We start from the raw sequence: 24,748 nt of genomic DNA on the forward strand, positions 1-24,748 counted from the left end.
CAAAAATAGTGATGACCAAAACGAAAAGCGAGCATTTGTGTTCGCTTTTTTTTGTTATTACACTTGAATGAAAGTTAATATGAATATATATTAATATGTAAGTTAACTAGCTTGAACGCTTAACTGGTATTTATATCAATAACACCAATTCTATTTACGAGGATAAACTTATGTCATGTAACGGTAACGCTGCCACTGCCACTGCGACTGCAGCAAAAACAACATCAGGATGCTGTGCTAACGATCACAGCAAAACGCACGTACACGAACACCAGCACAGTGATGAACACCATTCAACATCTGCAAGCAGTAGCCGTGATTCTTGCTGCGCACACTCAGAATCAAATGACATTATTGCTGATGATGAGGAACCCGAGTCCCGTAGTTTAACTGCCCGTTTATCTTGGTTAGTGACTGGCATGGATTGTCCAAGTTGTGCCCGTAAAGTAGAAAAAGCCGTTCAAGCCTTACCCCAAGTTAAGCAATGCCGTGTTGCATTCGCGACTGAAAAATTACTTGTTGATATTGACCACGACAATAGCAGTACTGCTGTTGATAGCATCAAAATGCAAGTCAATGACGCCGTCGTTAATGTCGGTTTCAAGTTACAACAAGTGGGTAAAAAGCCCACAAACACTGACGATGACGCTTCATTAAAGCAAAACCTGCGCGAGCATTGGCATGCTATTACCTTAGTCAGCGCGATTGTTATTGCCACTATTCTGACGCAATTTAACGGCGATGCCAGTCAGTGGTTATTTACCTTTGCGAGTGTGTTTGGTGTTATTCCTGTTATTAACCGTTCGATTAAATTAGCCCGCTCGGGTACCCCATTTGCCATCGAAACATTGATGGCAGTGGCGACTGTCGGTGCCCTTATCTTAGGCGAAACCGCAGAATCTGCGATGGTATTAGTACTGTTCATGGTCGGTGAGAAACTGGAATCGTTTGCCGCAGGTAAAGCACGTAAAGGTGTTAAATCATTAATGTCGCTGGTGCCTGAAGAAGCCACAACAATTGTGGATGATAAGCGTATCGTCGTCGCCGCAAGTGATTTACAACCAGGCGATATTATCGAAATTAAACCCGGTGATAGGCTACCTGCTGACGGCGCGTTATTAGCATCTGGTATTAGCTTTGACGAAAGTGCATTAACGGGGGAATCAGTCCCTGTTGAACACCAAGCTGACGATATTGTGATGGCTGGTAGTCTGGCGGTGAACCGTCTCGCGCAATTACGTGTGGTATCAGAGTCGGGTAATAATGCGATTGATCGTATTTTACATCTTATTGAAGAAGCAGAAGAAAACAAAGCGCCAATCGAACGTTTCCTCGATAGATTCAGTCGTTGGTATACACCGGCAATGATGTTTTTAGCGTTATTGGTCGTCGTCGTGCCACCCTTATTATTTGGTGGTGATTGGACGGAGTGGGTATATAAAGGCTTAACATTGTTACTGATTGCGTGTCCTTGTGCCTTGGTGATCTCAACACCCGCAGCGGTAACATCGGCATTATCATCAGCCAGTAAACGTGGTGTATTAGTGAAAGGTGGCGCGGCGCTCGAGCAGATTGGTCGTATTCAACAAATCGCCTTTGATAAAACCGGTACCTTGACCCAAGGTGTACCAAAAGTAACAAGCGTGGTGAGCTTCATTGATGATGAAGCCAAAGTATTACAACTTGCGGCCAGTATTGAGCAAACCTCAAATCACCCATTAGCAACTGCGATCCTCGCCCATGCGGAGCTCAAATCAGTGGCTTTATTGGCGGTTAGCAATGACCAAACATTAGCAGGTTTAGGTGTGCAAGGTGAAGTACAGTTGGGTGGTTCGGCACAGTTAATTAAACTGCTTGCGCCACATCACATGACCGCGCAACTGGCTGAATTAGCGCATGTACGCACGGCTATCGAAGATCTTGAAAATGGGGGGAATACGACCGTTGTAGTACTGCAAGGTGAGCACGTTATTGGTTTAGTCGCGCTGGCTGATAGTATTCGTGACGATGCCCGTCAAGCAGTGGAACAATTGCAAAAACTCGGTATTAATACGGTGATGCTAACCGGTGATAACCGCCGCACCGCGAAAGTGATTGCCGATTCGTTAGGCATGGAATTCCGCGCCGAACTATTGCCAGAAGACAAATCTCGCATTGTCGGGGAACTGAGCCAAGGTAAAGATACCGCGATGGTAGGGGATGGTATTAACGATGCACCAGCCATGAAAAGTGCCAATTTAGGTATTGCGATGGGCGGTGGGACAGATGTCGCATTAGAAGCGGCCGATGTAGCTCTCATGCATAATCGGTTAATTGAATTACCACAAATGGTGGAACTGGGTCAGGCGACCCTTACCAATATTAAACAAAATATTAGTTTAGCCGTTGGGCTTAAAGCGATATTCTTGGTGACAACCCTATTAGGGGTTACTGGACTGTGGGTGGCTATCTTAGCGGATTCAGGTGCGACTGCATTGGTAACAGCAAATGCATTAAGACTATTACGTAAATAACAGACAATGTAACGTTAAGCTGTTCTATACTCAATGAAGCTCATCAAATTTAATTTGCTGAGCTTTTTTTATTTGGTGTTGAATTTATTGTTATAAAGGTCTTCATCTGCGAGTTTAAACAAACTTTCAATGGTTTCACCGGCACGCCAAGTTGCCGAGCCTATTGCCGACGTGATATTGAACTCACTAAGCAAAGCATCATTTTTAATTTCACTATCAATTCGCTCGATGACTAAGCGTGTTGACTGGACTGAGGCAGGTTGTAAGATGATCGCAAACTCATCACCACCCAACCGAAATGCCACATCACTATTACGAATACATCGTTGTAATACGTGCGCATAATGTTTCAGGATCTTATCGCCAAAGGGATGACCATAAGTGTCATTTACCCGTTTGAAATCATTTAAGTCAGTCACTAATAACGCCATGTTTGATTTATGACGTTGGCAAAGACTGTAAGAACGTTGAATGTTTTCATCAAAACTGGCGCGATTATCTAAACCGGTTAGATGATCTTTCATGATCCGGACCTGCATTTCTTGCAACATCAAGGCATGCATCAGGTTGGTCTCTAATAGCTGATGTAGTTCTTTTAATATGCTCAGTTCACTAATCTTAAATGGTTTTACTGAGCTATACCGCAAGGAGCCAAGGTCTTTACCTTCGACAGCCAAATGGTAATTTTGTTGAAACGTCGCAGAGCAGTCTGTTTTTAAATGGATGTTGTTCATAGCATCTGTAAAGCTCAGCGCGGTAAAACGGACATGCTGTGCCGCTATAGCGGCAAAGTTATGTAACAAAGAATCGACATCTAAGCTGGTCTGTAACTTTTTTAAAGTAGCAATGGTTTGCGACGACGTCAATTTCTGCTGCCGTTTTGGCGCAGTAAACCCATAATATGTATGTGTTTTAGGGGTATTGATGATGCTTAAGTTATCCATTTTTACCTCTGTCAAAAAAATTACAATAATTAGTATCACGATAAAATATGCATATTGCGTACCATTATTTAAAAAACCCTATAGTTAAATTAATGGTGATCTTTTTATTGATCCTTGCACTGACTTGTTAAATCGGGCGCTAGTACATATTCTTTAATGGCATTGTATTTATTATTGTTGGTTGCTTATCGATAACGTCTGCTTAACTGTTTCGGAGGTAATAATTTGTTTATTGATATCATTCTATTACTTTCTCTCGCAGTTGCGCTTGTCGCGTTATTTCAGCGTATTCACCTACCGCCGATCCTCGCTTATCTGGCGACCGGTGTGATTGCCGGGCCTTTTGGTTTTCAATTGATTGTCGAACAAGCTGATATTGAATTGTTTGCCGAGTTGGGCGTCGTTTTTCTAATGTTCTCATTGGGTTTAGAGTTTTCTCTGCCCCGGTTATTATCGATGCGGCATCTGGTATTAGGGCTTGGTGGTGGTCAGGTGATGAGTGTCGGTGTGCTCTTTACAGTGCTGGGGTTATTCGCTTCATTGTATTGGTCTCAAGCATTTGTGGTGGCTTCGGCGTTGTTAATGTCATCGACCGCGATCGTGATCAAGCAGTTAGCAGAATCGAAGCTACTCAATACCCGCATGTCGAAATTGTCGATCAGTGTACTGTTATTTCAAGACATTGCAGTAGTCCCTTTCCTTATTATGATCCCTTTGTTGGCGCAGCAAAGTGGCAATGTTATCTTGATTGCCGAGCAGATGGGCTGGGCATTAGTTAAAGGTTTGTTTGCGGTATTTCTGATCCTATCAGTCGGGCGTTGGATTTTACCTGCGGTGTTTAAAGAGATTGCCTTAACCCGCTCTGATGAATTGTTTGTGATGTCGACTCTATTAGTGGCGTTAATTGCAGGACTGATCACCCATTGGTTAGGGTTGTCGATGGCACTCGGGGCTTTTTTAGCGGGCATGATGTTAGGCGAGGGACCTTATCGACACCAGCTCGAAGCTGATATTCGCCCTTTTCGTGATGTACTAATGGGGCTGTTCTTTATTACTATCGGTATGCTACTCAACTTACCTAGTTTGCTGGCCGATTGGCCGCGCTTGATCATGGTACTGGTGGTGATGATGTTAACTAAGATCGTCTTGGTATTCATCCTTGCCAAACTGCTCGGTGAAAGTAGCAGTAATGCCCTTAGTACTGGACTTGTGTTAGCGCAAATGGGCGAGTTTGGTTTTGTACTACTGGCATTAGCAGGCAAGTTAGCATTATTACCCTTACCGTTAATTTCGACGCTGGTGGGTGTTGGGATCATCAGTATGGCGATGACACCTTGGTTAATTGATTGCCACCAGGAGGTCGTTAGGCGGTTGTTATTTCAGTCTAAGCCGAAATCTAAAAGCGGATTGTCACCACCACTTCCAGGGCAATATATGGATCATGTGATTGTTTGCGGTTATGGTCGCGGCGGTCAAACTATTGCCCGTTTCTTAAAAATTGAAGGCATACCTTATACGGTGATCGATCGTGATCCCGTGCGGGTACAGGAAGCTTTAAATGGAGGTGAAAAAATTGAGTTTGGTGATGCCAGTCGCCGCGAAATTCAAATGATGCTGGGGGTCGAAAAAGCCAAGTCGATTATTATTACCTTCAAAGACACCGAAAAAGCCATCGAGTTATTAAAGATCGTTAAACCTTTAACCGAAGCCAAGGTATTAGTGCGAACCACCGATGATTCCAATATTCAAAAATTACATGATGCGGGGGCGACAGATGTGGTACCTGAATCGTTAGAGGGCAGTTTGATGATGGTATCGCATGTACTGGCTATTTCAGGGGTGCCGATCAAACGTATTTTGAAGCGATTACAGTACGAACGGCAAGGCCATTATAACCATTTACACGGTTTTTATTTTGGTGGCGAAAGTACGATGTCTTTTGAAGAAAGTGAAGTTCTGGAACGGTTACACGCTATTCGCCTTGAGTTTGGTGCTGATGCGATTGGTAAAACCGTTGCAGAAGTAAAATTAAAAGAAGTCAGTTATCGTGCCATTCGTCGACAAGGGGTTGAGCTTACTCAGGTTCATCAAGATTTCATCTTCGAAGTGGGCGATGTGGTACTGCTTTGTGGGCCTTCACGTTATGTTAAACGAGCGGAACATTGCTTGTTAGGCGGTTGGGCAGGTTAGGTTATATATGTAAAAATGCTCTTAATTCCAGTTCTTGTTTTAGCACATCTTGATAGCCCAAGTTAATTAACTCCCGCGTATAGTTTTGTTCAAACATTAAGTAAGAGGTAATTGAAGAATTGCTACCTTGGTTAACGCCAATAGTACGTAGCAGGGTGCGGATGGTGATCGGCAGATCGTGAAAGTATTTAGCGGCAATAGCATTAATATCATGCTCATTGGCGACTCGAAACAAACCGATGGGTTTCATGCTTAACGACGATTGCTGTGACGTGGGTGTTAACGAGAGCGTATCATTAATACGGCTCAAGCGCTCGATGTCCGAGTTTAAGGTATCGGTAAAGATCGTATCAAGCAGATGCCCGGCGATATCGGCCCCGGATGGGGTTTGCCGTTCTTCCCCTTGTTTGAATGTCTGCGGTGGCTGCTCTGCACCTATTACCAGTATTTTCTCTGCGCCGAGGTGGATGGCAGGACTGAGTGGTGATAGCTGATGCACCGAACCGTCACCATAAAAATCACGGCCTATCTGGGTACAAGGAAAGACCAAGGGGATGGCGGACGAGGCTAACAGATGGTGGGGGTGTAAGCGCGTACGCAAACCACAGCGACGAGCACGCTGCCATTCTTGTAATTGTTGATTACCTTGAAAGAAACTAATGGAATCACCGTTGTTATAGTCAGACGCGGTAATCGAAATAGCATCCAGGTGCTGGCGTTGAATGTTGATATCGATACGGCGCATATCCAAATACCGATCCAGCAGTTGATGTAAGGGTTTATTGTTAAGCAGAGATACCGGTTGGCGCGCCACATGCGGTGATTGGAATTTGGATAAGAAGGTCAGCAGCAAGTGCCGTGATATTTCATTAAAACGGCATTGAAATACCTGGTTGGCATGGAAGTTATTCCAGATATATTCGAGCTTTTTCACCCCTAAGCGAAAGCAACTGGCATAACACGCGATGGCGCAACTGTTGATTGCCCCTGCCGATGTACCTGTGATGATTTTAAAGGGTGTACCGTGATTACGCGGATAAAATTCGGCAATGGCTTTGAGCGCACCGACTTGATACGCCGCCCGCGCGCCACCGCCAGTCAGTAACAATCCTTGTTTCGTGTCTGTCATAATCCCCCCAAATTTATCGATAAAGCGCTGTTTAATCAAAACTGTAGTGTGCTTTATTAATTATTGTTAAAGACTAACGCCTTCGCCAGATTAATACTGTGGAGTAGGGGGAAGTTTAAGGGATTCGGGTGGTAGAGCGAAGTAAAACTTTACGTAACTGGAACTGGGTAAATAATAAATGGGATTCAATTAGATACTCTCTGCAGTTATCAATTTACATTGGCTGTAAGCGTATGATTTAAAGTGTTTTTAATTTACAATGTTGGAACGTTGTTGTGTTGTTAATCAAAACGCTATTTCAGACCTTATTCTGTGATTTTTTGTTTCTTTTCAAGCCGGAGCCACCTCATGAGCCAATTTCATAAAACTCTTATTTCAGCACTTAAGGATGGTACTTTGCTACCCCTTGTTGGTGCTGGAGTCTCAATGTCGATCAAGGATACTGAAGGCAAAAGGGTTTTTCCTAGTTGGCCTGAATTGCTAAACAATGCTGCTATTCAGGTGGGAGATTCTCTCGAACCGTTGATTAAAGGTTTAGTTACAGCAAATGAACTACATACAGCTGCGGATTTAGCAAAAAAAAACTTGCCTGCTTCAGAGTGGTTCAAGTTTATAGAATCTCAATTTAACATTGAATTACTTGCATGTGATAAAAATAGTTTTGCATTACCTAAAGCTATTTGGAAGTTAAGCTCTCAAATTATCACCTTAAATTATGATAAAGTGATGGAGTTCTGTTCGGATTCTAGTAAAACGCAGATTATCAAAAATTACTTGCTTGCAGGTATTAATAAAATGCAAAGCGTTAGTGATGATAAAATGATATGGCACTTGCATGGACATGTCGATGAGCCAGACAAATTAGTTTTAACACCTGATGGATATAACCGATTATATGATGACAACACAGAGTATCTTGCTGCATTAAAAGCTTTAAAAACAGTGCTTGCTACACGCAGCCTAATTTTTATTGGCTGCAGTTTAAATGATGTTGAACTATTGGCTGAGTTAGCCGCTCAACATGATTTATTTGAAGGTAATACCCAACTACATTTTGCATTTGTTCATGAAAATGAAAAAGATGTAATTAAAGAAAGGTTAAAGAATTTCCCAAGTATAATACTCATCCCTTTTTCCGATTTTGGTCAACCATTCGTTGATTTAATCAACGAACTTGCAGTACATAAAAATACAGCCCTAAATGAACCAGATACCGATGAAGAAATTACGGTTCAAGCTGCTAATCAACCAAATGACGATTTAATACGACAAGAACCAAAAATAGCTTACTTAAGTGCAAATCCATTAGGCACATATTGTGACTTTATCGCGTTAGACAATAAGTTAGAAAGACGCCTACCATATGATCTGCATTCTTTTCCACTGACTGAAGCTTCTCTACAAGATCTTACCGGGTATGACTATCTTGTATTCGCGTGTCGAATCAAAAATAATAAGTTATTAATTGAAAATGAATGGTTGGGCAGAGAGCCCCTAACAATTGAAGAGCTAGAAGCTAACCTAGAATTAGACGATCTAAAAGGTGTGATTGTTATTTGTGATAAGAATCCAGCTATGGATGCTCTTGAGAATATTACTTTACCTATACTCTTTATACCTGAATTAGATATGCCAGATAATTGTTTAGATAAACTTTGGTTTCAATTATTTAAAAAACAATCGTTTACAACATTTGAAAGTACTTGCTTACTGCATAATATAAGTAAATTTGACTTGGGGATACCTGTAAAGCAATTCAAAGGTAAGAAGCAGGCGGTTATTCAAGAATTACCAAAAGAAATCTCAAAAGAAGAAATAAAGAAGTTTATAGGTCGCAAGCAGGACTTAGAAGATTGTAGTCGAGCGCTTTATGATGCGAGTATCTATAAAGAATGTTTGACCATCCAAGGGACAGGAGGGCTAGGTAAAACAACGCTAGTTAAAAAACTTGCGTTTGAGTATAGCCAACGACAGAATTTTGGTCAAAGTATTACTTTTATTGATTGTGAAAACCTGGGTAATTATCAACAATTTCATCGTTTCATTGCTGGTGCTTTTGAATTAGAAGATGCCATTGATTTTATAGCTCATATTGAGAAAAATAAGGATCTCCAAGAAGGAGACCGCTTAATTATAATTGATAATGCAGAGAGCCTGCTTCAATTAACAGAGAAAGATAAAATATGTAGACTGATCGGCAGTACACTTGAGTATGCGACGATTATAGTCACTAGCCGTGAACCATTAAATATCACTTCAGAAAAAATATTTATGCTTCGAGATTTTGTAACTGATGAAGCTCTTGTATTATTTGAAGAAAAATCAAATCGAAACTTTACTGAGCGCGAACGTGAATACTTAAGACAGCATATTCTCAAAGAGTTGCTTGATAATAATCCATTAGCTATTTCATTGGTCGCTAGTTCTTTGGTTAAAGGAAAAAGTCTTGAAGCCTTAAAGTCTGAACTAGAAGATAATTTCTTTGAGTTGACGAAAATTCAACAAGCCTCATTTACAAACCCTGAAGAACGTAACATTGATAGAAAATCTTCAATTTATAATAGTATTGATTATTCTTATCGGGCATTACATGAAACTCAGAAGGATGCATTAATTAAACTATCGTATTTTCCTGATGGAATTGATCTTGAGAATTTTAAAAAGTTGACTGAAAATGATACTGAAGCTCGAGGTAAGGCTGCGATCAAAGATGCGACAATTAAAGTTCTACAAGATAAATCATTAGTGCAAACCAACAACAAACATATTCGCTTGCATCCTTTAGTTGTAAGATTTGCGAGGGGGGTAGTTAGGAATGAAGAAGAAGTAACATATCTAAAAATTGTATTTGATTATAATGCAGCATTAGCTTCATCACTTAATCAACTTGGCAGATCTGGTGATGTAAAAAAACGAGCTAAGGCCGATATGATATTTGATGCACAGCTCAGGAATATTTTAACGTCAGTAGAAAATATAAATGAGAATTATGACGATCACACAGTTGCATATTTTTTAAATTTAGTCAGTTTGTTAGTATTTAAAGTTGGTGCTTATAGTGAGTTTCGAGATGCTTTATCAAGGATTTCATCTATTTTTAATCGGTCAAAAAAGTTGAACTTATATATAAAAATACTCTTGCTTACATTGAGATACTTTTCAGGTGACTTTAATCGTGCCTTGTATGAATTAAAAGAGCTTCTTTCTATTGATGATTGGTGTGCTTTTAATGTATCTGATGATATTGAATATGGTTGTTGGAATACTGCTTCAGCAATATACTTAAATGAGGGGTATGAGATGGAAACTATTCTTAACCATTTTGATAAAAAAAATAAAATGTCTAGTTGGTATAATCCCCAATTAAGTCATTTGGGTGTATTTGATGCTGACTATGCTGGTTCTGCATTACAAGATGAATCTAGCATTGATGTCAAACTTGCTTTAGGTCAATTAAGTATAAAAGAATTTAACGCTGCTTTTGAACATATTCACCCTAAAAATCATCTGTCCATAGCGAACTTTTTGTTTATAAAATCCAAATTAGTACCTTTAAATATTACTGAAATAGACTCGTTAGTTGTGGTAAACCCTTATACTCAAGGTATTAAATACCTACTGTATGCAGGACATTGTGATGATATAGAGCAAAGTAAAAAATTTTTTGAATTGAGCTTACCTGAATTAATTCATATTAAGTTTTCTTATGTAGAGGCTCTTTATTTATATGCTAAATGGCTGAAAAAAAATAACTTGCCGAGTTTTGATGAAATTAATCAAGAAGGGGTCATGCTTTCAAAAGAATTTCATTATAGGTATTTACAGCATAGTTTTTTACAACTGACCTGTGAAGTTGAAAGTGTTTATAATGAAGCTGATTATCCACTTCCAGATGGAATAGATTTTAGTGGACATATTCAAAATTACATCAAGTATTGTAAAAGAGAAATCAAAAACTAAATTGATTGGAAATAGTTAAATAAAATACAATAAAGCCAAGAAAATGCTTGGCTTTATTGTTCACTTAATCGAATTTAGGTGAATCAGTTATAAACCCGACCTCGATGCTTCAACCAACCGTGCTGATGATTATTACGCGGATCTTTATGGGTCCAATGAATGACTCCACCTCTGCTGTTCCACTCATACTCACCGTAAAATTGCACAAAATCACCGACGTTTAACTTGTTAATACGAGGTGCTAAGTCAATATTACGGGCGACTAAGATGGTTTGACGATTCTTTAAACGTAAGATGAATTTTTGATGGCGGGAACCGTCATTGTCATCGGGCAATATTCGCGTCACCTTACCTGAGCCCTTAACTTGAATATCACTTTGCTGCGATTGATAAGCACGCTTCAAGACGCCGTCATTTGACCAAGCGTTGAAAGACAACACGCTTAAAAGTATTAATAGGTTAGTAAAAAACCGTTTCATGGTGATGACCTTTTCTTTTTGACTACTTACACTTAACGAATAAATACCTATCTATTGCGCTTGTTATGCAGGCGTCAATATAACTATTTTAAAAACGACAGTGAAACTAAAAAACAAGTATAAACTATATTAACAATCTGTATGTTGCACGAGTTTAAACTCTCAGATTTTAAGTATGATTATCTAAAAAAATATTGTCATATTTCTCTAGATGTTAAAAAGCCAAGCAGATGCTTGGCTTTGATTGTTGATTTAACCGATGTCAGTTAATTGTCTATTAGCTTATGCTAGTAGGCTTTTAACGTGCGCGACGATATCAGCAACAGCAACTTCAGTCTTATCACCTGTTAGACGTAGTTTATGTTCAACCAGGCCATTCTTCAGGCTACGATCGCCGATGATGATGTTGTGTGGGATACCGATAAGTTCAGAGTCTGCGAACATAACACCTGGACGCTCTTTACGATCATCGAAGAACACTTCGATGCCAGCCGCTTGCAGGTCAGCGTAGATCTTCTCTGCTGCTTCTTTCACGTCTGCTGATTTGTGCATGTTCATTGGGATGATAGATACTTTGTATGGTGCGATTGACTCGTTCCAGATAATACCGTTTTCATCGTGGTTCTGTTCGATTGCCGCTGCAACGATACGAGAAACACCAATACCATAACAACCCATTGTCATGATTTGCTGTTTGCCTTGCATGTTTAATACGCCAGCTTTCATTGATTCTGCGTATTGCGTACCAAGTTGGAAGATATGACCCACTTCAATACCACGTTTAATAGAAAGTGTACCCTTACCACATGGGCTTGCTTCACCTTCAACCACGTTACGGATATCTGCAACTGTGTAATCGCTAATATCACGATCCCAGTTAGCGCCAGTCATGTGTTGACCATTAACGTTAGCACCACAAACAAAGTCTGCTAGGTGTGCTGCAGAACGATCAACAATAACAGGGCAGTTCAGACCTTTAGGACCGATAGAACCCGCATCGCAGTTTGCTGCTGCTTGGATTTGTTCTTCGTTAGCAAATGTTAACGGAGACGCAACGCCTGCAATTTTTTCTGCTTTTACTTCGTTTAGTTCATGGTCGCCACGTAGAACAAGTGCGATAACGCCTTGTACTGCGCCTTCTTCTGCTTCAGCAGCAACAAGCAGTGTTTTTACTGTTTGTGTTGCGTCAACGCTTAACAATTTACAAACGTCTTCGATGCTGTGCGTATCTGGTGTATCAACAACTGTTAATTCTTGCGTTGCTGCAGGACGTTCGCCAGCAGGTGCTAGTGCTTCTGCTTTTTCGATGTTTGCTGCGTAATCACTGCCGTCAGAGAAGACGATATCGTCTTCGCCGCTTTCTGCAAGTACGTGGAATTCGTGAGATACAGCACCACCAATTGAACCGGTATCAGCAAGTACAGGACGGTACTCTAGGCCAATACGATCGAAGATGTTGCAATATGCTTGATGCATTTTGTTGTACGTATCGTTTAGACATTCATCTGATATATGGAACGAATACGCATCTTTCATGATGAATTCACGTGAACGCATCACACCGAAACGAGGACGAACTTCATCACGGAATTTCGTTTGGATCTGGTAAAGGGTCAACGGCAGTTGTTTGTAGCTGTTGATCTCTTTACGTGCAATGTCGGTGATCACTTCTTCGTGCGTTGGACCTAAAACAAAAGAACGGTTGTGGCGATCGTTAATGCGTAACAACTCTGGACCAAACTTATCAATACGGCCTGTTTCTTGCCATAAATCTGCTGGTTGAACCATTGGCATTAGAGTTTCAACAGCACCTGCTTTGTCCATCTCTTCACGTACGATGTTTTCTACTTTGCGTAAAACTCGTAAGCCTGTCGGTAACCAAGTATATAGACCTGATGCAAGACGACGAACCATACCTGCACGAAGCATTAGCTGGTGGCTAATTACTTCTGCGTCATTTGGAGTTTCTTTCAAAGTTGAAAGCAAGTAATTGCTGCTGCGCATAACGTTCCTTTATTTACTAATAAAATCGATTTAAGAGCGTGATTTTAACAGGGCGACGCCAGAGTAAACAGTAAAAGTTAATGATTAGTTTTATTTATTTTTGACTGCTGTCCTTTTATTCGTTTCTCGGAGGTCATATACTGGCAGCCAAAATTGGATTTGTGTTATTAAAAATGAATAAAATACTGAGGTTAGCTGCACTTATAATGGTCAGCAGTTTATTATTTGGTTGTGCTTCGCAACCTCGTAATCCGGAAAATATTTGCGATATCTTTATTGAAAAATACGATTGGTACGAAGCTGCCATCGACAGTAAAGACAAATGGGGCGTGCCTGTACACGTGCCTATGGCGATGATGTACCAAGAAAGCTCATTTAAGCATAATGCCCAGCCGCCAATGCAGTATTGGTGGATCATTCCGACAGGTCGCGCCAGCTCTGCTTATGGTTATGCCCAGGCAAAAACGGTGACCTGGGGTGATTACGTGAAGGAAACTGGCAATAGTTGGTCAAGTCGTTCTGATTTTCATGATGCCATGGATTTTATGGGCTGGTTTATTAATAAATCCCAAAAAATCAACGGTGTATCTAAGTGGGATGCAGAAAAACAATACTTGAATTACCACGAAGGGTGGGGCGGTTATAAGCGTAAAAGCTATAATAAGAAACCTTGGTTGAAGAAAGTCGCCAAGAAAGTGAATAAGCGTTCATTAAAATACGCGGGCCAATATCGTACCTGTAAAGATGATTTAGACTCCAATTGGTTGTGGCGTCTATTCTTCTTATAACGGCGAATGTTGTCATAGCAGGGCATAGTTTAGGCGACTGTCGCGGTTAAATCAGCATTAGTCTGCCTGAATGTGTTTGAGCAGACTGTCTTGTTTATCTCGTCTGTCGCCAATTTGGCGCGCGGGATTGCCTGCCATTATCGCCCACCGCGGCACATCTTTGGTGATCATGCTGTGCATACCAATCACGGCATGGTCAGCAATCGTCACACCATCGACAATACCGACATTCGCCCCTATCCACACATCTTTACCTATGCACACCCCTTGGGAAGTCGAGGCTTGTTGCCAGATCACTTGGTCAGGATGCATACCGTGATTAGAGGCATGAATAACGCAATTATTGGCAATACGGGTATCATCACCAATGCTAATGCCATTTTTACCGCCATCGAAAGAGCAACTGTGGTTGATTGCAACGTTGTTTCCCAGCGTCATTGGCCCGTGCATAAAACTCGCCGAAGCAAAGAAACAATGATCGCCCATGGTAATTTTACGACCGGGTTCGGCAAACATATGGCAATCGGGGGCAATAAAACAGTGGTGACCAAACTCCACCGTTTCGACCGACATGACATAAGCCTGCAAATCGGCTTGCCATGTTCTTGCCCAGCTTAATGCTTTCGGTTTGAGTTTGTAATATAAGCCCGGCATCCACGCCAAGCGGCGCTTATGCTGAGCAATATAATCAATCATTGCTGCTTTCCGATTCAGTGACGGCTTTAGCTACTGTTTTCATGACAGAAAATACAGTGGTGATATTATCTTCCACTGCCCAACGCACATTAAAGTCATACAGTTTTACCCCGTATTCTTGGCGTGCTGTTTTATTCTTTTTATAGGCCGGACGCGGATCTTGCGCCAGTACTTGTGCAATAAAGATCTGCAATTCAGGATGCTTTTTTCGCTGCGCCGATATTTGTGTTAAGGCTTCATCGGTAAACTCGACAGGCATATCAGCAATGGGCGCATCCGTCGCGTAACCCGCTTCGGCATCAGGTAAACTGTCGGCATAAGGTACATAAGGTTTGATGTCTAAAATTGGCGTGCCATCGACCAGGTCAACACCAGATAGATTCAAAATACACTGATTATTTTTAATCGTAATACCATCTAACTTCGCTACCGATAAACCTAATGGGTTCGGACGGAAAGTCGAACGTGTGGCAAAGACACCTAAACGTTCATTGCCACCTAAACGTGGCGGACGTACGGTCGGGTTCCAACCTTTATCCATGGTTTCATGAAAAGCAAAAATCAGCCACACATGACTAAATTGTTCAATGCCGCGCAGCGCATCGGCTTCATCATAGGGTGGCGTTAAAATGAGCTTTGCTTTTGCGGCAGAAACCAAACCTGGTTGACGCGGTACGGCAAATTTTTCTTTATATGGGGTATGGATGATCCCAACTGTATCGAGTTCTAGTTTCATTATTGGCTATCGTTATTACTGCTGGTTAAAGGGGTTACTTTGATTGCATCGCCATAACACACATAACTGCTGAGGCAGGCTTTTGATGCAGGTGGGGCGATACATGAACGGATAATAATACCATTGGCATTAAGTGCTGCGGCCTTGCGCTTGGCGGTTATTTTAGCTTGTTGTTGTTCTGCTGGTGGCAGATTTTTGGCAGATTGACAGCTTTCGCTTTCCACTAAACCAAGCTGTTCAACGTGATAATTTTGTAATGCGCTAGCGGTGTAATACTCGACGCCAGAAATTGAGAAGTATTCGGTAAAGTTATTTTTATCTAAGTTGGTTTGTAGCGGGTAGTTGCTGCAACCGCTCAAGAGTATCGTCAGTAATAGTAAATATTTCATGGCATATTCATCAAATGATATTTGCTTTAATTATAATTCTATCACTGACTTAAAGACATTTATTTTTAGCCTGATTTATCTATTAGGCGGTTTTGTTACGCTGTTTATCGGTATTACAGATGGATAATTGTGACTATTTACTAGATAGCTGGTGATTTATAGTCTTAACTTATATTGGATAAACGCAATATGAGGTAAGTATCACGATGACAAAAACGAGCTGTATTATCGCGCTATTATGTTCACTAAGTTTAGCCAGTATTAGTCTATCTGCCCATGCCCGGATTGATAAAATACGCCTTACAGCTGAAGAGCGTAACTATCTTTCTGATCGAGCACCGATAAAGCTGTGTATTGATCCTAACTGGATGCCGTATGAAGCGTGGGATCCTAAACTTGGTTATATTGGTATTGCTGCTGATTATATTGCGGTGTTTTCGGCGATGCTCGATGTCGAATTTAAAGTGCGACAAACCAAGACTTGGCAACAAAGTTTAGATGTCACTCGTAATGGTGGTTGTGATCTACTGTCATTTCTTAATCAAACGCCAAGACGTTCGCAATGGTTGATCTTTACTGCGCCTTATGTTGAAGCTGAGGCTGCACTAGCAACCTTGAAAAATATGCACGGGATCCGTAATTTAAAGTCTCTTCGTGGTAAAACCGTCGCTGTCGTTGAAGGTTATGTGTATGAAGAATATCTCCGTAACAACTATCCCAGAGTGATCGTCAGCCGAGTCGATAACACGGATGAAGCACTGCTGAAAACGGCTAAGGGTGAGATCGTCGCGACCATAGAATCCTTATTCGTACTGCGTTACAAAATCGCTAAACTGGGGCTAAAGAATTTAACCGTTTCAGGACGTACCAAATACGTGAACCGTTATCGTTTTGGGGTACGTAAAGACCAAGCCATGTTACGTAAAATTCTAGACAAGGCGATCATGCAAATTGAGCCGAAAGTGGAAAACAAAATTTTACGTAAATGGAGTCTAGAGCATAACTATTAATTTTTTGCTGAAGTTTATTCGTTAGGCAAGGTAAACTAAACTAATAGATTAGCCCAATGCTTGGGTATTCACCTTGATATTTAACGAAGAGAATTTAGCATGATAGAACGTATGGGAACGAAACCAAGAATGAGTCGTATTGTAAAGCATAACGGCACTATCTACTTATGTGGCCAAGTATGCGCAGATGCAACGTATGGTATCAAAGAGCAAACAGAAACTATGTTAGCAAAAGTGACTGAGCTATTAGGCCAAGCGGGCAGTGATAAAAATCACATGTTATCGGCAACTATTTATATTAAAGACATGGCAGATTTTGCTGAAATGAATGCGGTTTGGGATGCTTGGGTTCCTGCTGGTCACGCACCTGCACGTGCATGTGTACAAGCGAGTATGGCGCGTGAAGCGTTATTGGTTGAAATATCAGTGGTTGCGGCTGAGATAGTATAAAGTCGATAATACCACCCACAGTGGATCTGCTGTGGGTGGTATTCGCTATCGACTGAGTTATTAAGCTCGTGATGAGTAATTAACTCACTATGCAGCTTGTGCGAATGCTAAATATTTTGGATCGTCGTCACCAAAGAGCTCAGCTCCTTCCGCTTCAAACGCTTTTACTAGCTGTTCTTTAGCTGGTTCCATGTTACCTAGTTCAAAGTGTGCTTGACCTAAACGCAGGTGTAAATAAGGGTTTATCGCACCTTCAGGGCATAACATAGCAAAGCCTGTTGCTTCTTCTAATGAAGCCCAGTCGCCTAACATGAAATGAGCATCACCTAACGCAGTTAAGATCCAAGTTGAAACGTTCCAGTGGATCTTTGGCTCAGGAACAAGATCATAAGCTTGCATGAAAGTCTCTATCGCAATCTTGTATTCTTCAGCTTCGAGCTGCTCTTCACCTTTCTCACAAATGATTTCGATTTTTTTAAATAGTTTAGGATCGAGTGCTGTCTTGGTTGCTGTCATCTTATTTCCGTAATAAAAGCCTGATAGGGTCATCAGAGATATGTATTTTGTAAGTATATCGTATTGCAGCACAGAAATTGTAAAAAAATGGCTAAAAATGAAATCAACGAGGTCAACGACTAAACTTTAAGAGTTAGTCGAACTAAATGAGGTGTTTCTATGGAAAGTACCAACAATAAAGTGTTCATTCTCGATACTAATGTCTTGTTGCACGCCCCCTTGTCTATCTTCACCTTTCAAGAACACGATGTCATGATCCCCATGACGGTTTTAGAAGAGCTCGATAATATTAAAGATCGAGGAAGAGATGTCAGCCGCGATGCGCGTGTGGCTATTCGTGCACTAGAAGATATTTTTTCAAATGCGACCCCCGAAGAAATTAGCGAAGGGGTGCCACTACAAAAAGTCGAAAATAAAAATAAGCTGGGTAAAATCTCAATTTTTGCCGATCATAGTGTCATGCATCCAGATGCTTTTTTTACTGATAACGAACCGGATAATCGTATTATTAACGCGGCGTTGTTTTTACAAGGCCAGTCAGAGCGAGAAATTGTCTTAGTGACCAAAGACATCAACATGCGCTTAAAAGCCAAAGGTGCGGGGCTGAGACATGTTGAAGATTACCGCTCTGATCAATTGATTGATGATATTAAGTTTTTAGCCACCGGATTTCATAAGTTTACCGGTGACTTTTGGCAAGAAATAAATGAATGTCACAGTGAAAGTATGAAAAGTGAAACTATGGGTTCGAAAACCATTCATACGGTCGAAACGGAATTGTTGAAAGATACTTTTATTAACCAATACTTGATTGACGAAACTGATCACTTTGCCGCCCGTGTTGTCGGAAAGGACAAGGGGGAAATTAGTTTTGTTGATTTAGGGCGTGAACGCCTGATGTCAAAAAAAGCCTGGGGCATACATCCTAAAAACATTTACCAAGGCATGGCGCTGGAGGCCTTACTGAATCCACATATTGATTTGGTGATCTTAACGGGTCCTGCGGGCAGTGGTAAAACTCTTTTGGCCATGGCCGCAGCTCTCGAACAAGTCGTGGAACGCAAAATGTATGACAAGGTGATCGTGACCCGTAATACCCCTGAGATTGCTGAAAGTATTGGTTTTTTACCTGGTACCGAAGAAGAAAAAATGCTGCCTTGGCTGGCTGCGATCACTGATACCTTAGAAGTTTTACATAAATACGATGAGTGTAAAGATGGTTCAGTGGAGTACATCAAACAAAAAGCCAATTTACAGTTTAAGTCAGTAAACTTTATGCGTGGCCGTTCGATTCAAAATGCCTTTGTATTATTGGATGAGTGTCAAAACCTGACTGCGGCACAATTGAAAACCATCATTACCCGTTGTGGCGAGGGCACTAAAATAGTCTGTTCTGGTAATCTATCGCAAATTGACAGCAGTTATTTAACCGCCGTCACCTCCGGTCTCACCTATATAGTGGAACGTTTTAAAGACTTTGATGGCAGTGCCAATGTGTTCTTAAAAGGTGTGCAACGTAGTCGCTTAGCCTCTTTTGCTGAGCATAATATGTAATTAATAATCCGGTTTTCATGATACCGATAACGGGCTTTTAAGCCCGTTTTTTTGTAGTTTTTTTAATTTTAGAATGCAAAACAAAAATTGTAGCACTACAGTTACTATGTATGAAACCAGTTATGTATCAATGGTTATGCTTTGTTGTTTTGTAGCTATACTCTTAGTTGTTGGCGTAAGATTTACCAATTAATATCGTAATTGGCTGTGAGTTTTTGCTGTCTATATTTATCAGCAAAAATAATCGTGAATTCATGATCATGGATGGTCTAAGATATGAAAAAACAAGCTGGAGTTACGTTAGTTGAATTAAGTGCTGTTGTAGTTATATCAGGCATATTAGGTGCGATGGCTGTACCCCGATTTATTGATCTTGCCGATGCAGCATTAGAGGTCAGTGTGATTAATATTGCTCGCAGTATTGAAAGTGCAAATACGTTTAATTACGCTGCCAAGATGATTTCGAAATCGGGATTATCGACGGGGGAGGCTGTACACATTGATAATTGTGATGATGCCGGAAGTCTACTCAGTGGTTCATCATTACCTTTAGGTTACACTGTTACGCCAATGAGCATTGCTGAAAGTACCACCGCGACTTGCATCTTAACCCATACGGATTCTGCTAAAAGTGCGACTTTTATTATGCAAGGATACTAACGATGAACCAGAATTTTTTATATAGGATCAGGAGCGCACTATGCATTTAAAATATGGTTTATTCACCTTGTTAGTATTAAGTATCACAGCCTGCAGTAATTCTGACTTAGAGTCTAAGCCTATCGGCGGCGATCGTGACGAATATGGTTGCTTGCCTTCCGCGGGTTATTTGTGGTGTGAACGAACTCAACGCTGTGAGCGTTCGTGGGAGCTTGCTGATGCAGTCGGCATTCTTCATACCGAAGCTGAAGTTAAGACTTATTGTGACATTATTGATGACGATGATATTGAAGATGATGAAGGAGTCAATGGACTTAACTATCACTACTAGCACATTGGCATGAGTTAACGTAAATAATGTAAATTCAATGCCAATGAAAACAATTATCAATTACATTGCCTGTACTTAAATCCCATAATCAAGCAGTGTTATTACGATCATGTCTTCCCTCAGTCAACCGCTCACCCAGACACCTGCAAGATCGAAAAACAAAGCGGCTAATTCAAAGAACAAAACATTCTTAAAAAACAAACAAGTGCAATTATGGGCGCGTCGCTTACATATCTATATTTCCATGGCGTTATTGTTGGTCGTGTTGTTTTTCTCGATCACCGGCATTACCTTAAACCGTCCAAGTCTATTTGTCAGCAGTCAGCCTGATATCCAAGAGACTATTATTACCCTTCCGCAAGGTTTATTCAGCGATGCCAATGGCGGCGTTGCTGTCGATAAAGCCGGTATTATTCATTACCTTACCGAACACGCTAAGCTTTCTGGTCAACCTTCTGCATTAGACGTATTTACCGAAGTTGAAGACGGTGAATTAATTGAAGGTGAGATCGCCATGGACTACAAGGGGCCGGGGTATAACGTGGCGGTATTTATTGATATGACCACGACTGAAGCGGTGATTGAGAAAACTCATTATGGTGTTATTGCAGTATTAAACGACTTACATAAAGGCCGTAACAGCGGTGACGTATGGAAGTTGTTTATTGATGTTACCGCGCTGTTGATGGTGTTCTTTGTATTAACGGGTGTGTGTTTACTGGTACCAAAAAAGAAAACCTTCGCAACCTCATTGAAATGGACCTTGTTTGGTTCTCTCGTTACCTTGGCTATTTTTGTGGTGGCCGTTCCTTAAAGGATCTTATATGACTTTGTTATTTAAGCGTCTTACTCAGTGCGTTGCACTGTTAAGTTGCCTGTTATTACCGGCTTTTTTTGCCTCGGCCGCGCCAATTCCGGCCACTGCCACACTCGATGTTGAATTTAGTCTGCCTAAGATTGATACCACCATGTATGCCCGCCCTTATGTGGCGATATGGATCGAAAATTCTAAGCGTAAATCTGTGCGTACCATTGAGTTATGGGTGGGTAAAGATGAATGGCTAAAAGATTTACGTAGCTGGTGGCGAAAAGTGGGTCGCTATGATCGTGCTTTAGTTGACGGCGTTACATCGGCAACACGTCCTGCCGGAGATTATCGTTTCACGTGGGATGGTTTAGACAATGATGGCAACCGCGTAGCAGCGGGCAAGTATACATTTTATGTTGAAGTAGTACGTGAACACGGCGGCCGTAATTTCATCCGCCAAAAAATGACGTTAGGTGATAAGCCGTTTAGTCACAGCATTGCGCCGACAGAAGAAACTGGCGATATCCGTATCAACTACCTAATTAAATAATAGAGCGAGAAAGATGATGTCTACAAGAAACAAATTAAAAGTATTAGGTTTAGCCTGTACGGTTATCGCAGGACTAGCGGCTACCACAACTGCAAACGCCCATCCACGTTGGGTATTACCATCACACTTCACGGTATCGAAAGAGGGCGGTGATTGGTTAACGTTTGATGTAACTGCATCACACGGTACCTTTGTATTTGATAAACCTGCGGGCAGTGAATTTGCACAAGTTATCATGCCCGACGGTCGTAAAGAATGTCCTAATTTTGTGATCCGCGGTAAACGCCGTTCTATCTTTGACTTTTATTTTGTTGAAGAAGGCACGCATAAAGTAGCAATCAACAACGTACCGTCTTATTACACATATTATAAAGCGGGTCGTCGCGATACCGTTAAATACGTTAAAGCGAATAAAGCTGAGCGTAGCAACCTGCTACCAGAAAAAGCACGCGACGTAAGTACACAATTAAGTTATACCCGTGCAGAGAGCTATGTAACTGTGGGTATGCCAACAGAAAAAGCATTAGAAATTGAAGGTAAATACCTAGAGATGCGTCCACTGACTCACCCATCTGACATTGTTGAAGGTGAAGAGGTAAGCTTCCAATTCTTCTTTAACGGCGAACCTCAAGCTGGTGTTGTTGCTGATATTACCCGTGAAGGTACGTTATACCGTAACCACCAAGAGCAAATTAATGTGGTGAGTGACAAGGACGGTAACGTGACATTCACGCCAAATGTTGCGGGTCGTTATCTGATGAAAGCTAACTACAAAGGTGAATTGAAAAATGATCCGATGGCAGATAAAGCCAGTGTGAACGTGCATTTCACCTTTGAAGCACTATTACAGTAGTTTTTAACGACGACTAAGTCAGCGCTGTGTGGTGCTGAATTATTTATATTATGGCCTGTAATTAGACGCAATCTGATGACAGGCTTTTTAGCTATTACTTATTACTTATTAATCGTTGAGGTTTTCATGACAAAAATGCCAATCAAATCGACGCTGTTAGCGCTTTCATTGATGACTGGTTTATTTTCAGGGACGGCAAGTGCCCATTTCCCCTTAATGAGCTGTTGGTTCGAGTCTGACAAAGTAGCTTGTGAAGCCGGTTACAGTGATGCCAGTACTGCCGTTGACTACGCTGTAAATATGTATGACTACGATGACAATCTGATTGCTAAAGCAGTGACCGATAAGCGTTCAATTGCAGAATTTAGTAAACCAGACACGGACTTTTATTTAGTATTCGATGCGGGCCATGAAAACCCAGTTGAAGTCGATGTTGTTGAGATCAGCGAAAAATGATCAGTCAATCAGTCCAGGCCGACGATGGTGGTCGTGAAGGTAAGTGGGTGGCGTTATTAATCATCTTAATCTTAGCGATAGGGGCATTACTTTTACCTTATCATCAAAACGCATCGAGCGAACGAGTGCTCGCGAGCCATCAGATCTCGATTAAAGATTTACCGTCTGTTGAATTGGCTATGATCGCTGAACTGCGCTTAGCACACGAAGAGATCCGCAATATTCATCAAGACAGTCTTGAACTAGAAAGTCTTGAGCTAGAAAGTGTCGAGTTTGAAGGCGCAGATGTTTGGCCTGAATTGGCTGAACTCAAAGATCTGTGGTTAGCACCTTTTATCATGGATAAAAGCTGGGAACGTAAAGGTAAACATGACTGGCGTAAAGTCGCTCCGGCTTTATATCAAGGCATTCCGACGCTGACAACGGGCAGTGTTGCGGTGTTATTAAATAGCCAAGATGCACGACCTGAAGTGTGGTTAGCTCTTGATATGCCAGTACCTGCGCCGATGGCGGAAAGCGATCTTACTAATGAACCTGCTCTGCTTGATATGGCTGCGCTGATTAACGCAGGTTGGAAACAAGTGGTGTTTGCTGATGATACTTCGTCAGAAAATGCAGATCACGCAGATAACGACAGCCATTAAGGTTCGACGGTAGCGACAATGAGAATAGTCATAATGAAAACTGTAATGATGAAAATGGCAATAATAAAGAAAAGCAGAATGAGTAACGTAATCAGTCAGACCTGCAAAAATATATTCGCGCTGTGCAGCACTACAGCTGTATTGCTGATGAGCCTGCAAGTACAAGCTGCGGATAAGCTCACGATTGGTATTACCTTGCAGCCTTATTATAGCTACGTGAAAGCGGTTGTAGGTGATAAAGCCAACGTATTACCTTTGGTTGATGAAGGCTTTAATCCTCACAATTACCAACCACAGCCGAATGACTTACGCCGTCTTAAACAGATGGACGTGATCGTGGTAAATGGGATTGGCCATGATGACTTTGCTTTAAAAGTAATTAAAGCCGCAAACCGTGATGACTTGATTGTGATCCAAGCCAATAAAGACGTGCCCTTGTTACCTGCTATTGGACAATCAGTTGGTGACGGTGCGGTAAACCCGCATACCTTTGTTGGTCTATCAACAACGATCCAAAAGGTTTACACCATAGCGACTGAGCTATCAAAGATCGACCCTGAAAATGCGCGTACTTACCGTAAAAATGCCCGTAAATATGCAACTGAATTTCGCAAGATGAAACGCCAAGCCATGCTAACGCTGGGTGACTTAGATACATCCGGCATGCTGGTGGCAACGACGCACAATGCTTATGGTTATATCCTGCAAGAGTTTGGTGTTGACGTAGCTGCGGTGATTGAACCCGCGCACGGTGTTGAGCCGAGTGCGAGTCAGTTACAAGAAACTATCGAAAAGATCCGCGCGTCGAAGATCGATGTGTTGTTCTACGAACTAAATATGCCAAGCCGTTATGTGGAAACCATTGAAGCCGCAACGGGTGTACAACTTTACCGTTTCTCGCACATGACCCATGGCGCGTATGAAGAAAACAAAGTGGCAATTGAAATGAAAAGTAACCTCGCGACCTTAGTTGAAGCGATGAAGTTTGCAGCCAAGCGTTCACTGGCTGACACTGCAGCAACAGCTCCCTCAACAATAGTTCCTTCAACCACTCATGCCTCTATCAACAAGCAGCAAGGAAGTTAATC

23 protein-coding genes are annotated in these 24,748 nt (G+C 41.4%); 15 read left to right on the plus strand and 8 right to left on the minus strand.

The window, feature by feature from the left end; all coding sequences use genetic code 11:
* The first annotated feature begins 170 nt into the window (after positions 1-170).
* Entirely contained in the window at positions 171-2,513 is a 2,343-nt protein-coding gene (locus HRT96_RS12790; RefSeq protein WP_293157205.1) for a zinc/cadmium/mercury/lead-transporting ATPase, read from the plus strand.
* Positions 2,514-2,581: 68 nt separating this feature from the next.
* On the opposite strand, the gene HRT96_RS12795 is transcribed toward HRT96_RS12790, so the two are convergent.
* Complete coding sequence (locus HRT96_RS12795) at positions 2,582-3,457, minus strand: GGDEF domain-containing protein (RefSeq protein ID WP_293157208.1); 876 nt, start codon at positions 3,455-3,457, stop codon at positions 2,582-2,584.
* Between the two features lie 225 nt (positions 3,458-3,682).
* Here HRT96_RS12795 and HRT96_RS12800 point away from each other — a divergent pair, with 225 nt between their 5' ends.
* Positions 3,683-5,647, plus strand: coding sequence for a cation:proton antiporter (locus tag HRT96_RS12800; protein WP_293157211.1), 1,965 nt, complete (start codon positions 3,683-3,685; stop codon positions 5,645-5,647).
* A gap of 1 nt (position 5,648) precedes the next feature.
* On the opposite strand, the gene HRT96_RS12805 is transcribed toward HRT96_RS12800, so the two are convergent.
* Complete coding sequence (locus tag HRT96_RS12805) at positions 5,649-6,776, minus strand: patatin-like phospholipase family protein (protein ID WP_293157214.1); 1,128 nt, start codon at positions 6,774-6,776, stop codon at positions 5,649-5,651.
* Between the two features lie 348 nt (positions 6,777-7,124).
* On the opposite strand from HRT96_RS12805, the gene HRT96_RS12810 reads away from it, so the two are divergent.
* Positions 7,125-10,736 (plus strand): SIR2 family protein, encoded by a 3,612-nt coding sequence (locus HRT96_RS12810; protein WP_293157217.1) that lies wholly within the window; start codon positions 7,125-7,127, stop codon positions 10,734-10,736.
* A gap of 83 nt (positions 10,737-10,819) precedes the next feature.
* Here the strand turns inward: HRT96_RS12810 and HRT96_RS12815 are convergent, their stop codons facing one another.
* Both HRT96_RS12815 and HRT96_RS12820 read right to left on the minus strand, forming a co-directional pair.
* Positions 10,820-11,215: a DUF3465 domain-containing protein gene (locus tag HRT96_RS12815; protein ID WP_293157220.1), complete on the minus strand. Its 396-nt coding sequence runs from the start codon at positions 11,213-11,215 to the stop codon at positions 10,820-10,822.
* Between the two features lie 282 nt (positions 11,216-11,497).
* Complete coding sequence (locus tag HRT96_RS12820) at positions 11,498-13,219, minus strand: proline--tRNA ligase (protein ID WP_293157222.1); 1,722 nt, start codon at positions 13,217-13,219, stop codon at positions 11,498-11,500.
* 173 nt (positions 13,220-13,392) lie between these two features.
* On the opposite strand from HRT96_RS12820, the gene HRT96_RS12825 reads away from it, so the two are divergent.
* Positions 13,393-14,007 (plus strand): hypothetical protein, encoded by a 615-nt coding sequence (locus HRT96_RS12825; RefSeq protein ID WP_293157225.1) that lies wholly within the window; start codon positions 13,393-13,395, stop codon positions 14,005-14,007.
* Between the two features lie 57 nt (positions 14,008-14,064).
* Here HRT96_RS12825 and HRT96_RS12830 read toward each other — a convergent pair whose 3' ends face one another.
* Genes HRT96_RS12830 through rcsF form a run of 3 tightly spaced genes read right to left on the minus strand, consistent with a single transcriptional unit; the run spans position 14,065 to position 15,828 of the window.
* On the minus strand, positions 14,065-14,703 hold the full coding sequence (locus tag HRT96_RS12830; RefSeq protein ID WP_293157228.1) for an acyltransferase: 639 nt from the start codon (positions 14,701-14,703) through the stop codon (positions 14,065-14,067).
* Positions 14,696-15,439, minus strand: coding sequence for a tRNA (N6-threonylcarbamoyladenosine(37)-N6)-methyltransferase TrmO (tsaA, locus tag HRT96_RS12835; RefSeq protein WP_293157231.1), 744 nt, complete (start codon positions 15,437-15,439; stop codon positions 14,696-14,698). Before tsaA ends, HRT96_RS12830 begins: the two co-directional genes overlap by 8 nt.
* Positions 15,439-15,828, minus strand: a complete 390-nt coding sequence (rcsF, locus tag HRT96_RS12840) for an Rcs stress response system protein RcsF (protein ID WP_293157234.1) — start codon at positions 15,826-15,828, stop codon at positions 15,439-15,441. The genes tsaA and rcsF overlap by 1 nt, the downstream gene beginning before the upstream one ends.
* Positions 15,829-16,034: 206 nt before the next feature.
* Here rcsF and HRT96_RS12845 point away from each other — a divergent pair, with 206 nt between their 5' ends.
* Both HRT96_RS12845 and HRT96_RS12850 read left to right on the plus strand, forming a co-directional pair.
* Complete coding sequence (locus HRT96_RS12845; protein ID WP_293157237.1) at positions 16,035-16,838, plus strand: transporter substrate-binding domain-containing protein; 804 nt, start codon at positions 16,035-16,037, stop codon at positions 16,836-16,838.
* 99 nt (positions 16,839-16,937) lie between these two features.
* Positions 16,938-17,288 carry a RidA family protein gene (locus HRT96_RS12850; RefSeq protein ID WP_293157240.1) on the plus strand — a complete coding sequence of 117 codons (351 nt, stop codon included), beginning with the start codon at positions 16,938-16,940 and terminating at the stop codon, positions 17,286-17,288.
* A gap of 87 nt (positions 17,289-17,375) precedes the next feature.
* Here the strand turns inward: HRT96_RS12850 and HRT96_RS12855 are convergent, their stop codons facing one another.
* Positions 17,376-17,804: a hypothetical protein gene (locus HRT96_RS12855; RefSeq protein ID WP_293133027.1), complete on the minus strand. Its 429-nt coding sequence runs from the start codon at positions 17,802-17,804 to the stop codon at positions 17,376-17,378.
* A gap of 159 nt (positions 17,805-17,963) precedes the next feature.
* Between HRT96_RS12855 and HRT96_RS12860 the strand changes: the two genes are divergently transcribed.
* The 9 genes from HRT96_RS12860 to HRT96_RS12900 all read left to right on the plus strand — a co-directional run bounded on the left by HRT96_RS12860 (position 17,964) and on the right by HRT96_RS12900 (position 24,746).
* Positions 17,964-19,358 (plus strand): PhoH family protein, encoded by a 1,395-nt coding sequence (locus HRT96_RS12860; RefSeq protein WP_293157243.1) that lies wholly within the window; start codon positions 17,964-17,966, stop codon positions 19,356-19,358.
* A 276-nt stretch (positions 19,359-19,634) separates the two neighbouring features.
* Complete coding sequence (locus tag HRT96_RS12865) at positions 19,635-20,018, plus strand: type II secretion system protein (protein ID WP_293157246.1); 384 nt, start codon at positions 19,635-19,637, stop codon at positions 20,016-20,018.
* A gap of 40 nt (positions 20,019-20,058) precedes the next feature.
* Complete coding sequence (locus HRT96_RS12870; RefSeq protein WP_293157249.1) at positions 20,059-20,349, plus strand: hypothetical protein; 291 nt, start codon at positions 20,059-20,061, stop codon at positions 20,347-20,349.
* Between the two features lie 109 nt (positions 20,350-20,458).
* Positions 20,459-21,163 carry a PepSY-associated TM helix domain-containing protein gene (locus HRT96_RS12875; RefSeq protein WP_293157251.1) on the plus strand — a complete coding sequence of 235 codons (705 nt, stop codon included), beginning with the start codon at positions 20,459-20,461 and terminating at the stop codon, positions 21,161-21,163.
* Between the two features lie 10 nt (positions 21,164-21,173).
* Entirely contained in the window at positions 21,174-21,707 is a 534-nt protein-coding gene (locus tag HRT96_RS12880) for a DUF2271 domain-containing protein (protein ID WP_293157254.1), read from the plus strand.
* 13 nt (positions 21,708-21,720) lie between these two features.
* Positions 21,721-22,560, plus strand: coding sequence for a DUF4198 domain-containing protein (locus HRT96_RS12885; RefSeq protein ID WP_293157257.1), 840 nt, complete (start codon positions 21,721-21,723; stop codon positions 22,558-22,560).
* 126 nt (positions 22,561-22,686) lie between these two features.
* Positions 22,687-23,016: a hypothetical protein gene (locus HRT96_RS12890; protein ID WP_006032062.1), complete on the plus strand. Its 330-nt coding sequence runs from the start codon at positions 22,687-22,689 to the stop codon at positions 23,014-23,016.
* On the plus strand, positions 23,013-23,660 hold the full coding sequence (locus HRT96_RS12895; RefSeq protein WP_293157260.1) for a hypothetical protein: 648 nt from the start codon (positions 23,013-23,015) through the stop codon (positions 23,658-23,660). Before HRT96_RS12890 ends, HRT96_RS12895 begins: the two co-directional genes overlap by 4 nt.
* A gap of 78 nt (positions 23,661-23,738) precedes the next feature.
* Positions 23,739-24,746, plus strand: coding sequence for a zinc ABC transporter substrate-binding protein (locus HRT96_RS12900; protein WP_293157263.1), 1,008 nt, complete (start codon positions 23,739-23,741; stop codon positions 24,744-24,746).
* The last annotated feature ends 2 nt before the right edge of the window (positions 24,747-24,748 follow it).

Source organism: Moritella sp., from assembly GCF_013215705.1.
In the GTDB taxonomy this organism is placed as follows: Bacteria; Pseudomonadota; Gammaproteobacteria; order Enterobacterales; family Moritellaceae; genus Moritella.

Coding starts and splice junctions, on each gene's coding strand:
- HRT96_RS12790 (WP_293157205.1), top strand. CDS start 171: ATGTCATGTAACGGTAACGCTGCCACTGCCACTGCGACTGCAGCAAAA.
- HRT96_RS12795 (WP_293157208.1), bottom strand. CDS start 3,457: ATGGATAACTTAAGCATCATCAATACCCCTAAAACACATACATATTAT.
- HRT96_RS12805 (WP_293157214.1), bottom strand. CDS start 6,776: ATGACAGACACGAAACAAGGATTGTTACTGACTGGCGGTGGCGCGCGG.
- HRT96_RS12810 (WP_293157217.1), top strand. CDS start 7,125: ATGAGCCAATTTCATAAAACTCTTATTTCAGCACTTAAGGATGGTACT.
- HRT96_RS12815 (WP_293157220.1), bottom strand. CDS start 11,215: ATGAAACGGTTTTTTACTAACCTATTAATACTTTTAAGCGTGTTGTCT.
- HRT96_RS12820 (WP_293157222.1), bottom strand. CDS start 13,219: ATGCGCAGCAGCAATTACTTGCTTTCAACTTTGAAAGAAACTCCAAAT.
- HRT96_RS12825 (WP_293157225.1), top strand. CDS start 13,393: ATGAATAAAATACTGAGGTTAGCTGCACTTATAATGGTCAGCAGTTTA.
- HRT96_RS12830 (WP_293157228.1), bottom strand. CDS start 14,703: ATGATTGATTATATTGCTCAGCATAAGCGCCGCTTGGCGTGGATGCCG.
- tsaA (WP_293157231.1), bottom strand. CDS start 15,439: ATGAAACTAGAACTCGATACAGTTGGGATCATCCATACCCCATATAAA.
- rcsF (WP_293157234.1), bottom strand. CDS start 15,828: ATGAAATATTTACTATTACTGACGATACTCTTGAGCGGTTGCAGCAAC.
- HRT96_RS12845 (WP_293157237.1), top strand. CDS start 16,035: ATGACAAAAACGAGCTGTATTATCGCGCTATTATGTTCACTAAGTTTA.
- HRT96_RS12850 (WP_293157240.1), top strand. CDS start 16,938: ATGATAGAACGTATGGGAACGAAACCAAGAATGAGTCGTATTGTAAAG.
- HRT96_RS12855 (WP_293133027.1), bottom strand. CDS start 17,804: ATGACAGCAACCAAGACAGCACTCGATCCTAAACTATTTAAAAAAATC.
- HRT96_RS12860 (WP_293157243.1), top strand. CDS start 17,964: ATGGAAAGTACCAACAATAAAGTGTTCATTCTCGATACTAATGTCTTG.
- HRT96_RS12865 (WP_293157246.1), top strand. CDS start 19,635: ATGAAAAAACAAGCTGGAGTTACGTTAGTTGAATTAAGTGCTGTTGTA.
- HRT96_RS12870 (WP_293157249.1), top strand. CDS start 20,059: ATGCATTTAAAATATGGTTTATTCACCTTGTTAGTATTAAGTATCACA.
- HRT96_RS12875 (WP_293157251.1), top strand. CDS start 20,459: ATGTCTTCCCTCAGTCAACCGCTCACCCAGACACCTGCAAGATCGAAA.
- HRT96_RS12880 (WP_293157254.1), top strand. CDS start 21,174: ATGACTTTGTTATTTAAGCGTCTTACTCAGTGCGTTGCACTGTTAAGT.
- HRT96_RS12885 (WP_293157257.1), top strand. CDS start 21,721: ATGATGTCTACAAGAAACAAATTAAAAGTATTAGGTTTAGCCTGTACG.
- HRT96_RS12890 (WP_006032062.1), top strand. CDS start 22,687: ATGACAAAAATGCCAATCAAATCGACGCTGTTAGCGCTTTCATTGATG.
- HRT96_RS12895 (WP_293157260.1), top strand. CDS start 23,013: ATGATCAGTCAATCAGTCCAGGCCGACGATGGTGGTCGTGAAGGTAAG.
- HRT96_RS12900 (WP_293157263.1), top strand. CDS start 23,739: ATGAGTAACGTAATCAGTCAGACCTGCAAAAATATATTCGCGCTGTGC.